This is a genomic window from Sphingopyxis sp. BE259 (genome assembly GCF_031457495.1).
Classification (GTDB): Bacteria; Pseudomonadota; Alphaproteobacteria; order Sphingomonadales; family Sphingomonadaceae; genus Sphingopyxis.
The window spans coordinates 223,034-235,984 of sequence record NZ_JAVDWM010000001.1; the positions used below are offsets into that span (position 1 = coordinate 223,034).

13 protein-coding genes are annotated in these 12,951 nt (G+C 65.1%); 2 read left to right on the forward strand and 11 right to left on the reverse strand.

Features of this window, described 5'->3' with window-relative positions; all coding sequences use genetic code 11:
- Positions 1-894, forward strand: coding sequence for an NmrA family NAD(P)-binding protein (locus J2X44_RS01155; RefSeq protein WP_310087449.1), 894 nt, complete (start codon positions 1-3; stop codon positions 892-894).
- A gap of 108 nt (positions 895-1,002) precedes the next feature.
- Here the strand turns inward: J2X44_RS01155 and J2X44_RS01160 are convergent, their stop codons facing one another.
- From J2X44_RS01160 to J2X44_RS01170, 3 genes are read right to left on the reverse strand one after another with little or no spacing between them, the layout of a single operon-like run.
- On the reverse strand, positions 1,003-1,812 hold the full coding sequence (locus tag J2X44_RS01160; RefSeq protein ID WP_310087450.1) for a sugar phosphate isomerase/epimerase: 810 nt from the start codon (positions 1,810-1,812) through the stop codon (positions 1,003-1,005).
- A complete protein-coding gene (locus J2X44_RS01165; RefSeq protein ID WP_310087451.1) occupies positions 1,812-3,239 on the reverse strand; it encodes an aromatic ring-hydroxylating dioxygenase subunit alpha in 1,428 nt (475 codons plus the stop codon). The genes J2X44_RS01160 and J2X44_RS01165 overlap by 1 nt, the downstream gene beginning before the upstream one ends.
- Before the next feature lie 16 nt (positions 3,240-3,255).
- Entirely contained in the window at positions 3,256-4,485 is a 1,230-nt protein-coding gene (locus J2X44_RS01170; RefSeq protein WP_310087453.1) for an aromatic ring-hydroxylating dioxygenase subunit alpha, read from the reverse strand.
- 100 nt (positions 4,486-4,585) lie between these two features.
- On the opposite strand from J2X44_RS01170, the gene J2X44_RS01175 reads away from it, so the two are divergent.
- Entirely contained in the window at positions 4,586-5,122 is a 537-nt protein-coding gene (locus J2X44_RS01175) for a VOC family protein (RefSeq protein WP_310087454.1), read from the forward strand.
- Positions 5,123-5,154: 32 nt separating this feature from the next.
- On the opposite strand, the gene J2X44_RS01180 is transcribed toward J2X44_RS01175, so the two are convergent.
- The 8 genes from J2X44_RS01180 to J2X44_RS01215 all read right to left on the reverse strand — a co-directional run bounded on the left by J2X44_RS01180 (position 5,155) and on the right by J2X44_RS01215 (position 12,950).
- Positions 5,155-5,973 (reverse strand): helix-turn-helix transcriptional regulator, encoded by an 819-nt coding sequence (locus J2X44_RS01180; RefSeq protein WP_310087455.1) that lies wholly within the window; start codon positions 5,971-5,973, stop codon positions 5,155-5,157.
- A 44-nt stretch (positions 5,974-6,017) separates the two neighbouring features.
- On the reverse strand, positions 6,018-7,226 hold the full coding sequence (locus J2X44_RS01185) for an acyl-CoA dehydrogenase family protein (protein WP_310087456.1): 1,209 nt from the start codon (positions 7,224-7,226) through the stop codon (positions 6,018-6,020).
- A gap of 7 nt (positions 7,227-7,233) precedes the next feature.
- Entirely contained in the window at positions 7,234-8,382 is a 1,149-nt protein-coding gene (locus J2X44_RS01190; protein ID WP_310087457.1) for a thiolase family protein, read from the reverse strand.
- Entirely contained in the window at positions 8,379-8,771 is a 393-nt protein-coding gene (locus J2X44_RS01195) for an OB-fold domain-containing protein (RefSeq protein ID WP_310087458.1), read from the reverse strand. The genes J2X44_RS01190 and J2X44_RS01195 overlap by 4 nt, the downstream gene beginning before the upstream one ends.
- Positions 8,768-9,829, reverse strand: a complete 1,062-nt coding sequence (locus J2X44_RS01200; RefSeq protein ID WP_310087459.1) for an acyl-CoA dehydrogenase family protein — start codon at positions 9,827-9,829, stop codon at positions 8,768-8,770. Before J2X44_RS01200 ends, J2X44_RS01195 begins: the two co-directional genes overlap by 4 nt.
- Entirely contained in the window at positions 9,826-11,073 is a 1,248-nt protein-coding gene (locus J2X44_RS01205; protein WP_310087460.1) for a cytochrome P450, read from the reverse strand. Before J2X44_RS01205 ends, J2X44_RS01200 begins: the two co-directional genes overlap by 4 nt.
- A gap of 78 nt (positions 11,074-11,151) precedes the next feature.
- Positions 11,152-11,937, reverse strand: a complete 786-nt coding sequence (locus J2X44_RS01210) for a ThuA domain-containing protein (protein WP_310087461.1) — start codon at positions 11,935-11,937, stop codon at positions 11,152-11,154.
- On the reverse strand, positions 11,934-12,950 hold the full coding sequence (locus tag J2X44_RS01215) for an NADP-dependent oxidoreductase (RefSeq protein WP_310087462.1): 1,017 nt from the start codon (positions 12,948-12,950) through the stop codon (positions 11,934-11,936). Before J2X44_RS01215 ends, J2X44_RS01210 begins: the two co-directional genes overlap by 4 nt.
- Position 12,951: the final 1 nt, after the last annotated feature.

The following is a 12,951-nucleotide window of genomic DNA, read 5'->3' on the forward strand; positions in this document are numbered from 1 at the left end:
ATGCGGGTGCTCGTCCTCGGCGCATCGGCCGATCAGGGGGTGCCGCTGGTGCGCGCGCTGCTCGCGGCGGGGCATCAGGTCACCGCAGGCGCGCGGCGCGCCGACGCGATGGCGGCGACGCCTTTTCCCGATCTGCCGACCGTTCACGCCGACATCGGCGACAGCGCGTCGCTGACGGCCGCTTTTGCCGGACAGGATGCGCTGGCTTTTCACCTGCCGTTCGAATTCGACCGCGCCCGCGCCGCCGCTTATGGAGAAGCGATCGGGGCGGCGGCAAAAACGACCGGAATCCGCGACATCGTCTTCAACACCGCTTGTTTCGTCGCCGACCATGATCTGGACCTGTCCGCCCACGACGGGCGGCGCGACATCGAAGCTGCCTTGCAGGCGAGCGGTGCGCGTTGCTGTTTTGTCGAGCCCGTGGTGTTCATGGACAATATGATCCGGGTGTGGAGCAAGCCGTCGATCGCGCAGCGCGGCATCTTCGCCTATCCCGCGGCGTCGACGCTGAAGATCGACTGGGTGTGCCTGGGCGATGTTGCCGCGGCGATGGTCGCGGCGCTGGAGCAGCCGGATGCGCCGCTCCACCTGCCGCTCGGCGGACCCGAAACATTGATCGGCGATGAGGTCGCCGAACGTCTGTCGGAGGCGCTCGGCCGTCCGGTCCGCTTCCTCAGCCTCGCGCCCGACGAATTCGCGGCGGGGATGAGCGAGCTCGTCACCGGATCACGCGAAATTCAGCCGCACAGCATCTATGACGGGATGGCGAAATTCTATCGCTGGTATAACGACCAGCCGGTATCGCCGCTGATCGTCGACCCGGCGCCCGCGGCGCGGCTCGGACTGACGCCGACGCCCCTGGTCGAATGGGCGCGGCTGCAGGATTGGGGTTAAATTTCCTTCGTCATTGCGAGCAAAGCGAAGCAATCCAGGGCGGGTTGCGCTACTCTGGATTGCTTCGCTTCGCTCGCAATGACGAGCTTCGGTTGAAGCGGTCGCGTGCTATCGGTCGGTTTCCTTGCTCAACCAACCTTGCGTCGCGGCCAGCAATGTCCGTGCACGCTCAGTCGGATCTGGATAACCGTCGCGCAGCGCCGCGCAGCGCAGTTCGATACTCAGCGGGACATCGCGCGGCAACACCGCGAGCAACTCGCGCAGCGGCAGCGCGCCGTCGCCCGGCATCAGCCGCAGGTCGAGCGCCTCGCGGATGATTGCCGGAACGTCGCTCGGCGGCGGACCGCTGGCGGGCGCGTCGCAGAATTGCGCGTAGGGAAAGCGGTGCGGCTTTATCGCGGCGAGATCGGCGGGGGCGCCGCCGGTGCGGGCCAAGTGCAGCGGATCGATCAGCAGGCCGACATCCTCGCACCCCGCCGTGTCGAGGATCTCCAGCGCCGCATGGACGTCGCCGACGGTCGTGAAAGCGGCAAATTCCAGGCAGACGCGCATTCCCGACGCCGCGGCATGACGGCTTAGCCGCGCTAGCTTTTCGGCGGTGCGTGCGGGGTCGGCCTCCGAGCTGACCGCCAGCACATGGCGCGCGCCAATCTCGGCGCCTGCATCGATCGCGGCAAAATGCGCTGGATCGTCGGGGCCGGGTTTCAGCCAGATGACCTCGATGTCGAGCGCCACCAGCCCGGCATCGGCGACTCGGTCACGGATTTCGATCGTCGTCGCCGGGGTCCAGCTTTCGGGATCGTACCAGATGCCGACCGCGGACCAGCCGCCGGCCGCGGCCGCCGCCACCGTCTGCTGCGGCGAAAATTCGGGCATGACGCCCGCCGCGAGCGAAAGCAGGGGGCCGATTGTCGCCATCAGCCGGGCAGTGTTTCGTCCATGAATTTTTCGAGGGTGCGGTGGAAGTGCCGGATCCGGCTTTCCTGATAGTGACCGAGTTCAAGCACCCCGTTCGGCGACGATTTCATCCCCTGTTGCACATAGGGCAGGTTTTCCATGTCCTGATCGAACACGCCCGCCAGCGCGGCGCCGATCAGATGGCTGGCGTTGGCGAACGGCTGGTCGTCGGGGATCAGATACATCGGTGCTGCTTTCGGCGGCTTCTCTCCCTTCGGCGTCCGCATCAAGATGCGGACCTCCATCAGGCAATGGTCGGCGTCGCCCCACGGCCGCCAGCGATAGACAATGTTGGGCACCAACCCGCCCCACGGCGACCAGTTGGGAAAGACATTATAGGTAAAATTGTCGAGCATCTCGCTGTCGGTGGCGTCCGAGTAGTCATGGCCGTTCATCGCCGCAAAGGCGTCGCGGTTGGCCTGCGCCAGCACCTTGCGCGCCAGCATCGGGTCGTCGGCAGCAAAGCCCTTCAGATCGGCGGGATCGCCGGTCGCCCGCCGCGCCCGGCTGTCGCCAGCGCCGATGAAATCCTCGAGCGATTTCAGGACGTAAAACTGGTCCTTGCCCTTGATATGCGGTGACATCGCCCCCGCCGGGGTGATCGCGCGGTTGAGGAAATCGCCGTAGAGGTCGTAGCGGGTGTTGGCGTCGGCGGTGAAGCCGAGGATCTGTGGGTGGGTAACGATGCTGTGCCACGCCTCCATGAACGCTTCGGAGACCGCCTTCCAATTGGCGGGAATGACGCGGCCGACCCAGGCGCCGGTGTAACATTCATCGAGCCGCCAATTATCATAATGCTCGACGCCGGGACCGACCCAGTCGCGGAACGACGGCAGGTCGTGATTTTCGGTGACCAGGATGAACCCCTGCCAGCGTTCGACGCGCAGTTCGGGCAGGCTCATGTCCTTGGCTTCGAGATGCTTGAAATCCCACGCGCAGGGGGCTTCCTTGAACTTGCCGTCGTGATGCCAGGAAAAGCCGTGGAAGGGGCAGCGCAGATGCACCGCCGGGCCGCTTTCGGTGCGCAGCTTGCGGCCGCGGTGCAGGCAGACATTGTAGAAGGCCTTGACCGAATGATCCTTCTGCCGGACCAGCAGGATACTCTTTTCGTTGATGTCATAGACGACGGTGTCGCCGGGTTCTGGCATATCCTCTTCGCGCGCGGCATATTGCCAGATGTTCGGCCACATCTTCTCGCGCTCAAGCCGCGCCCAATCCTCGCTGACGTACCGTTCGATCGGGATCGGCGCGTCGCCCATGTCCTGGTTGGATTCGGCGAACAGATAATCGGGTACGCGCCGCGTGTCGGCCTTCAGCATGTCGGTATAGCTGGTCCCGGGGCAGCGATCGTCGCGATTCTGGTCCTGGGGCGGCGAGAGATCGTTCATCGAAAACTCCGATTGGTCAGGCAAGCTGGTCGAGCGGCATACCGCAGGCGGCGGCGATCGCGCGGTGGACGCCGTGCAGCGCCGGCTCGTTGGCGCCCAGCACGACGCGGAAATTGTCAGGGGCTGTCAGCAGATTGGCGTAGCCGCTGCTTGCCACGCGATAATCCTCGGTCTGGACGACAGTGGCAGTCGCATCATAGGCCATTTCGCACATCGCGCGATGCTCGTCGCTCTCGACGCCAAAGGGCGCATAGACCGCGAACTGGCAGAACATCTTGCCCGGCCCGTCGGGAAAGAGCCGGAAAACCTGGGTGAAATACACCCCGGGGGTGACGGCGCCGAAAAAGATCACCGTGTTGGGGAACAGGAAATGCACCCCGCCATATTCGGTGTCGGGCCACGCGCTCTCGTCCTGGCCGACCAGATTGCCGATCGACAGGTCGGGAAAGCTGACCCGGTGGTGGCGCCCGATCGGTTCATAGACATTACGGTCGCTGTAATGCGTCTGCCCGATCGTCGTGTTGTGCAGCATCTTGAAATGATAGCCCTCGCCATAGGTGTCGAGGGCAAACTTCCAGTTCGAATCGGCGGTGAGAATACCTTTTTTCACCGGCTCGGCGCGATGCAGTTCGAGCTGCGCCAGCACCGGCCCGAAATCGCCCAGATGCGCCGCGGCATCGATCGGCGCGCCATCGGGATCGGCGCGGACAAAGATCAGGCCAAGATGTTCGGCGCACGGCAGCGCGATCAGGTTCCGGGCGCCGATGTCGCAATTGGCAAAACCGTCTTTGCCCGGCTGGCCGACAAGCTCGCCTGCCGGGTCGAAGGTCCAGGCGTGAAAGGGGCAGACAAGCCGCGGTCGCGGCCCCTGCCAGGGTTCCTTTTCCTCGACCAGCTTCGCGCCGCGATGGGTGCACATGTTGTGGAAGGCGCGCGCGATGCCGTCCTTGCCGCGCGTCACCAATATCGACGGCCCGACCGCATCGAATACCAACGTGTCGCCGGGCTTGGGAATGTCACCGCTCAGCCCGGCGACGATTGGTTCACCCCGGAAAATATGCGCCATCTCGGCCGCGTTGCGCGCTTCACCAGTGTAGACGGATTTGTGCAGCGGCAGCGGCGCTTCGGCCATGTCGGTGCGATTTTCGGCAATGATCGCCACCAGCTTGCGCAATCCGGAGCGCGCATTGCGCTTGCGGATGGCGGGCCAATCCTTGTGGGCGATCTGCGGATCGGACTCAGCCATGGCTCTCCTCACATTTTGCCCAGTATGCGTCCGGGTCTCGCTTATCTTATCGCACAAAGTCCGGCGCTTGTGCGCTATCGCTTTTGAGGGGGAGAGATCGATGGTGACAACCGGAGCGCTCGCATCGCTGGGCGATGTCATGCAGCTGGCCTTTGTGCCGGCGGATTTCGACGCGGCGGTGAAGCATTGGACCGAAGTGATCGGGGCGGGCCCGTTTTTCCTGCTGCCGAATATGTCGCTCCCCGGCGGACGCTATCGCGGCGCGGCCAGCGATCCCATATTCACCATGGCGCTGGGCTATTGGGGCGACATGCAGATCGAGCTGATTCGGCCCGAGAATGATGCGGCGTCGATCTATCGCGGCGAGTATGCGGTCGGCGAAGGGCTGCATCACGTCTGCATCTTGGTCGATTCGATTGCCGAAGCGCGGGCGCGTTGCGAAGCGGTCGGGGCGGAGATTATTTTCGAGGCGCCGGTGGGAGATACAGGGGGCGTGATTTACGCCGATCCAGGGACGGGGCCGGGAAATCTGATCGAGCTGCTGGAACCGCAGCCGGGGACACGCGAGCTGTTCGCGATGATGCGCGATGCGTCCAGGCGCTGGGACGGGAGCGAGCCGTTGAGATCGCTGGGGTGATTCTCCCCTCCCGCAAGCGGGAGGGGAGAATTTCAGCTATTCGCCCCCAGATACCCCAATTGCCCGGCCTTGAAGATTGTCTGCGCGCGGTTGACCGAGTTCAGCTTTTCGCCCGCGCGGTGGACATGATAGCGCACCGTCGCGTGGCTGAGCGAGATGATCATGCCGATCTCGCGGTCGGTCTTGCCGATCGCCGCCCAGCGCAGACATTCGACCTCGCGTTTCGACAGTTCGCAGTCCGAGGGGATGCGGCGCTTGGTCCGCATCGCCGACGCATAGCCGGCGATGAAGCGGCGGGTGGCCAGCCCCAGCGTGTCGCCGATTTCGGCGAACAGATCGGTCAGATCGACGACGTCGGGATCATTCGGATGAAAACTATTGGCGGAAATCTGTCCGAAAGGCAGGTGGACCGGCACCACGATAGCTGCCTGATAGCGTTGATTGGCGGCGAAATATCGTGCCGGGTCGATGTCGTCGAGATAGGGGTTGGGCTGCGCGGTGCGGAATCCTTCGCTGTTGCACCAAAAGGGTTCGCCTTCGTAGCGGCACGACCGGGGCAGCGGCGAATGGAGCGCCAGCCTATGGTCCTCCCACCAGCGTTCGCCATCTCCGAGCCAGCCGAACAGATCGGCGGCGAGGACGGCGCCGTCGGCATCAACCATCGTTTCCTTTGACGCGATGTCGTCGCACAGCGCGGCGCGCAGATCAAAAGCCGCGGCGTAGTCGCGCAGCACGACGGCGGCATCGTGGATATCCTCCACATTGCGAACCGTAACCGCATCGACAAGCGTCCTGGCATCCATTGGGGGTGCGAACCCGTCGATCGGCAGTTTTTCTGCCTGTTCTCCCATGGCGGGTACTATCTCATACGGGCCGGCAAGTCGCAATGCATGTGTCATAAGCGGAGCACCGTCTTGGCTATGATGTTTTTCTGGACTTCGCTCGACCCGCCGAACACGGTCCAGGCGCGGCTGTTGAGGAAGCGGGCGGCGGCAATCTGGGCATCGGGGTCGCCGATCGGCGGCGGCGCCGCGTTGCCGTAAAGCGGCCGGACGGTCGGTAGTTGCAGCCCGTCATAGCCGTGAAGGTCCATCGCGATGCGATCGATCCGCTGGTGCAATTCGGACGCGATCAGCTTGACCAGCGAGGTTTGCGGACCGGCAGGGCGGCCTTTGGCAATGTCGGCGAGAATGCGCAGTTCGGTCGTCTCGAGCGCCTCCGCTTCGAGCTGCAGCCGGGCGATTTCGGTCGCCACGCGGACATCGGCACCCAGCGGGCCGTTGTGACCGCTGGGTGCAATGCCGGCCGCCGCGGTGAGTTCGTCGATGGCGCGGATCAGCCGCGGCGCGTGAAACGATCCACCGCGCTCGTTTTCCAGCAGGAATTTGGCGATGGTCCAGCCTTGGCCTTCGTCGCCGATGCGGTTGTCGACAGCGGTGCGGGCGCCGTCGAGGAACACCTGATTGACCTCATGGTCGCCTGCCATGGTGATGATCGGGGTGACGGTGACGCCGGGCTGATCCATGGGCAAGAGCAGGAAGCTGATTCCCGCCTGTTTACGGACCTCGCCATCGGTGCGGACGAGGCAGAAAATCCAGTTGGCGTGGTGGGCGTGGGTGGTCCAGATTTTCGACCCGTCGACGATATACTCATCGCCGTCGCGTCGCGCCCGGGTGCGGAGCGAGGCAAGGTCGGAGCCGCTTTGCGGTTCGCTATAGCCCTGGCACCAATAATCGGTCCCGGCACGGATCGCGGGGAGAAAACGGTCCTTTTGGTCCTGTGTCCCAAAGGCGCAGATGACCGGGCCAACAAGCCGCAGCCCGAGCACCGACAGAGCCGGGGCGCCGGCGATCGCGCATTCCTTTTCAAAGATATAGCGCTGCATCGGCGACCAGTCGGTGCCGCCGCAATCCTCGGGCCAGTGATAGGCGACCCAGCCCTTGTCATTAAGGATACGGTGCCAGACGAGACCGATGTCGGGTTCGACGAACACCCCGGGGGTGCGCCGGGCGCCGTCGCGCACATAATCGGGGAGCGACGTGCGAAGGAAGTCGCGCACCTCCTCGCGAAATGCCAGTTCGTCGGTGGTGAGGTCGAGATCCATAATTGCCCTAGCGTTCGAGGATCGCCACCGCCGACAGGCCGGGCGCGCCATAGACATGAGAATAGCCCACCTTGGGGCCGTCCGGTACCTGCCGTTCGCCGCCGCGACCACGCAGTTGCACCGTGTTTTCGTAAACCTGCCGCAGGCCGGAGGCGCCGATCGGCTCGCCGCAGGCGAGGCAGCCGCCGTCGGTGTTGATCGGCAATTTGCCGCCGATCTCGCTCCAGCCCTCGGCCAGCCATTTTTCCTGCTCGCCGTCGGCGCAAAAGCCGTTTTCGGCCATATGCATGATTTCGGCGCCCGATTCGGTGTCCTGCAACTGCGCGACCGATACGTCCTCGGGGCCGATACCCGCCATTTCAAAGGCGGCCTTGCTCGCGATCTCGGTCGGCTTGCCGCCGCCATGGACGCTGATCGATGGCGCGAAGACCTCGAACGACCCCTCGGGCCGGGTGCGGAAGGCGACGCTGGCGATGCGCACCGCATCGGCGCCGAGTTCGCGCACCTTCTTGGCCGATGCCAGCACCAGCGCCACCGCACCCTCGGCGGGCGAGCAGAACATATATTTGGTCAGCGGATCATTGACCATCGGCGCGTTCAGGATCGTGTCGAGATCGACCGGCGAGCGCCGCCACGCATGATCGCACAGGGTGCCGTTGCGAAACGCCTTTTCGGCAACGAGCCCCAGCGTCCGGCGGCTGATCCCGTGGAGCGCCATATAACGCTGGATCTTGAGCGCGAAAAATTGTGTCGTCAGCATCATGCCGGTTTCGCCATACCACTCAGGCAAACCATAGTCCGAGGGTTTGGCGTTGAACGCGCCGCGCGGATGCTTGTCGAAGCCGACTGCGAGCGCGATGTCGCAGGCCCCCGCCGCGATCGCATTTTGCGCCGCGGTCAGCGCGCTGCCCCCGGTCGCGCAGCCGTTGGCGACGTTGATGAAGGGCACGCTGGTCAGTCCAAGTTCGTTGACCATGATGTCGGCCGATCCCGCCGCCGCCGACCCGCCATAGGCGAATTCGACGTCGCTCCACGCGATCCCGGCGTCGCCCAGCGCCTCGCGCACCGCGAACACGCCCTGGTCGCGCCCCGAGCGGCCATCGGTGCGGCCAAAGGGGTGAATGCCCGCGCCGATGATATAAACGTCGTCACTCACGGCTTGGGCTCCGGGCGAAAGGCATAGGTCGATCGCGCGTCGTCGAAGGGGACAACCGCGAACGCCATCGGCATCCCGATGACGAGATCGCTCGGCGCGGCATCGACGATCCGCGTTTCGACGATCACCTCGCCAGGCAGTTCGACATAGCCGATCAGGAACGGCTGGAAGGGTTGCGGGCCGCTATAGGGCTCCTTGGGTTCGAAGCCCTGCGTCGTCCACGACCAGAGCGTGCCCCGACGCGACAGCGCGACGGGTTCGACCAGCGCCGCGGCATCGCCATCGGGAACCGGAAAGACGATCTCGCCATCGGCGCGGCGGCCGCCGATCAGCCGCGGTTCGGCCTCGTCGGTCCACAGGCCGGGGGCGATGGGCGCGAGCGCGCTCATGCCGCCCTCGCAAAGCTGCGCAGGCAATGATCCTGATCGCCGAAATATTTGTCGAGCAGCATCACGCGTTTCAGCGCGTGGCCAATCGCCAGCTCGTCGGTCTGTCCCATGCCGCCATGCATCTGCACCGCTTCCAGCCCGATCCGCGTCGCGGCTTCGCCGACAAAGGCCTTGGCGCCTGCGGCGATCCGCGGCCAATTGGCATCGTCGGTGGTCGGATCCTGCATCGCGGTGCGCAGCACCATCGAGCGCGCGAGTTCGAGCGCGGCGTAGCATTCGACGAGGCGGTGCTGCAGCGCCTGAAAACTGCCGATCGCGGCGCCGAATTGCTGGCGCTCGCCGACATAGGCGAGGGTGTCGTCGAACATGGTCTGTGCGAGGCCGAGCATTTCGGCCGCCGCGAGCAAGCGAACGTCGCCGATCACGCGCTGGAATTTCATGTCGGGCAGGTCGAAAATTTCGGCGGGCGCGCGGTGCAGGTCGAGCGTCGCGGCGCTCGATCCATCGACGATCGGATAATCCTGCCGCACGACACCGGCGGCATCATGCGCGACCTTGGCGAGTTTGTCGCCGGCGGCGGTGACCAGCAGCGTGTCGGCAAGTGGTGCGCCGAGGACAAGGGTCTTGGTGCCGCCGACATGGCCGCCGTCGACCTTGGTGGCGATGGACCGGGTTTCATAGCGGCGGGCCGGTTCGGCAAAGGCAACCGCGGCGAGCCGCGTGCCGCCGACGAGATCGCCGACCAGTGCGGCGTCGCCCGCCGCCGCTGCCAGCCGGATCGGCAGCACGCCATTTTCCAGCCAGGGGTCGATCGCCAGCCCTTTGCCGAGCGCCTCGGCCACGAGCGCGAGATCGACGATCGTCCCGCCCATGCCGCCCATCGCCTCAGGCGCCGCGAGCGCCAGCAGGCCAAGGTCGGCGACCTCCTGCCAGCGCGTGCGCGCGTAGCCGCCCGCGCCCGCCCGCATCGCATGACGCGCCGATATGTCGACCGGCCCGAGAAAGCGGGCGATCGTGTCGCGCGTCAGCAGCTGGTCTTCGTCGAGATCGAAATTCATGCGCGCCGCCGGTAGGTGATCGGCAGGGTGGTCAGCCCGCGCAGCAGCATGTTCGGCGGCCAGCTCGGCGCATGGCCGTCGGCGACCGCGAAATCGGTGAGCCGGGTCAGCAATTCGGTGTAGGCGACCGCCATTTCCTTGCGGCTCAACATATTGCCGACGCACATATGGATGCCCTTGCCAAAGGCCAGGTGGCTGCGCGCGTTGGCGCGTTCGATGTCGAAACGGTCGGGGTCGGGATATTTGGCCGGATCGCGGTTTGCCGCGGCGTAGCGCAGCTGGACCATCGCGCCGTGGGGAATTTTGACCCCGCCCAGCTCGGCATCCCTCAGCACCATGCGCCACATGCCCGCGGTCGGGCTTTCGGTCCGCAGCACTTCTTCGACCAGGTTGATGATCGCGCGGTCGTTGCCCGCGTCGGCGGCGGCGACCGCCTTGGCCATCTGGTCGGGATTGTCGATCAGCTGGAGCAGGCCACCCGCGAGTGCCGACGTCGTCGTCTCGTTCCCCGCGACCATCAGCTGCTGCATGATCGACAGGATTTCGGCGTCCTCCAGCGGCCGCTCGCCATCGGCCGCAGCATGGACCAGGTCGGAGAGCAGGTCGTCGGTCGGGTTGGCGCGGCGCTCGTCGATCTTCGCTTTGACGAAATGCTGGAATTCGACGACCTCGCGCGCGCATTCCAGTTCGCGCTCCTTGGGGATCATCCGGCCAAGGCGATCGACGAAGGCGTCGGACCAGCGTTTCACCTTGGCGAGATCGTCGCCGGTCATGCCGATCTGGCTGGCGATCATCGCGACGGGCAACGGAATGGCGAAATCGGTGACGAAATCGCAGCTCTGTTTCGCGGCCATCCTTTCCACCAGATCGATGACGACGCCGCGCATATCCTCCTCGATCGCGGCGACGCGCTTCATCGAAAAGGCGAGATTGACGAGCTTGCGAAAGCGGGTGTGGGTCGGCGGGTCGGCGGTGAGCAGCGTATCGACCTGCGGCCAGCCCTCGGCGAGAATTGCCGCGACATCGCCATCTTCGGCCATCGCGCCCGACAAGGTGCCCTGAAAATTGTTGGAAAAGGTTTCGACGTCGCCGGTCGCCTGCGCGCAATGTTCGTAGGACAGGACGAGGAACATGCCGTCCGACAGCTGGACCACCGGGCTTTTGGGCAGCCAGGTGCGATAATAGTCGAACGGGTCCGCGATCACCTGCGGTTCGAAAAAACTGCTTGCTGCGATGTCGTTCACGCGGCGCCTCTTCCCTTGGCCTTATCTTTATGTCCCTGACTATATGCGCGCCGTTCCGGCAGGCGATGCACAATTTCGTTAGGCGACGGCGATCGCGGAAACATGGTCGAGCGCGTTGCGGAGCAGGCGGCGAAGGTGCGGGTTGGCGTAGGCGGCGGGGCCGTCGCCGGGCTGGAGATAGACGAGCCGACCCGCGCCAACGGGCTTTTCCCATGCGATCAGGTCGCTGCCGGGCGGATGCGGCCAGCCGTCATTGCTGAACATCCGTCCCGCGACCGCCTGCGCCGCCGAATAGAAATTCTCGCGCAAAAAGGCGTGATCGGCGCGCAGCAGTGGGGTGACGGCGCCCCATATCGGCGCCAGATAGAGCTCGTCGCACAGCGAAAAGCGCGGCGGCAGGCCCGCCGTCACCGGGTGGCCGGGGTCGAGGACAATGGCGTCGTAAGTGACATCGTGGCGATAGCCCGAGTCGAGATGGGCCGCGCCGTTTGCGGTGCCGGGCTGGTAGAGAAAACGCCCGCCGAGCATGTCGGCCCATTCGGGCCATTCGGCCCAGCCCGCGATCGCATGGTGCATCGCGACCGCGCCGCCGCCACGCGCGAAATGGTCGGTGATGGCGCGGCGATAGGCCGGGGACGGCGGGCACGATATCATCGCGCCACCACCGAACGCATAGCCCGGCATGTCGTAAAAGAGGATCGCATCGCTGTTCTGCGCCGCGCCCGCCGCCACCGCAGCCTCGGCCTCGGGGTGGATCAGATGGGTGACCGCCCAACCGTCGAAGCTCGCCAGTAGCTCGGCGAAAGGCCCGGCTTCATAGGGATGGCCACCCGACAGGACGAGCAGGCGGCGCGTCGCCGTCATGCGATCTTCAGGATCATCTTGCCCTGATTGCTCCCGGCAAACAGCCGCATGAAGGCGTCGAAGCTGTTTTCGATCCCCTCGTCGATATGTTCGTCGGCGATCAGCTTGCCCGCTTGCAGCCACGCCGCCATTTCCGCGCCGCCCTCGGCAAACCGCGGAATATAATCCGCAACGAGTAGCCCGCGAATCGAGGCGCGGTGGACGATCAGTTGCCAGATGTTGCGGGCGCCGATTTTTTCTACGCTGTTATACTCGCTGATGAGGCCGCAGAGGCCGATCCGCGCACCGTGGCGCAAATTGTTGAGCCCCGCGTCGAGAATGTCGCCGCCGACATTTTCAAAGATGATGTCGACGCCGTCGGGCGCTTCGGCGTGGATCGCATCGGTCAGCGCCTGCCCATCCTTGCCGCGATAGTCGATCGCCGCATCGAAGCCGTAACGGCCCGTCAGTCGCGCGCATTTCTCTGCGCCGCCCGCGATCCCGATGACCTTGCTGGCGCCCTTGATCTTCGCGATCTGGCCGACGAGCGAGCCGACGGCCCCCGCCGCGCCGGTGACCAGCACGACGTCGCCCGGATTCGGCTCGCACACGTCGATATAACCGAAATAGGCGGTCATCCCGACCGCGCCGAGCACCGACAGATAATTGGTGACCGACGGCACCAGCCCGGCATCGATCGGCTGGGTAAAGCCGCCGATAGCGCCGACCGAATAATCCTCGATGCCGTTCAGGCCCATCACCCATTGGCCGGGCGCAAAACCCTCGGCCTTGCTCGTCTCGACAATCCCGATCGTCGAGGCGCGCACCGGTGTGCCGAGCGGGATCGGCGGCATATAGCTCGGCGCATCGTCCATCCAGCCGCGGATCGCGGGGTCGAGCGAGGCAAAATGGTTGCGGATCAGGAATTGCCCGTTGGCCAACTCAGGCGTCGGTTCGGTGACCAGCGAGAAATCCTCCGGCACCGGTTCGCCATGGGGACGGCGAGTGAGCAGGAAGCGGCGATTGTCGGGCATG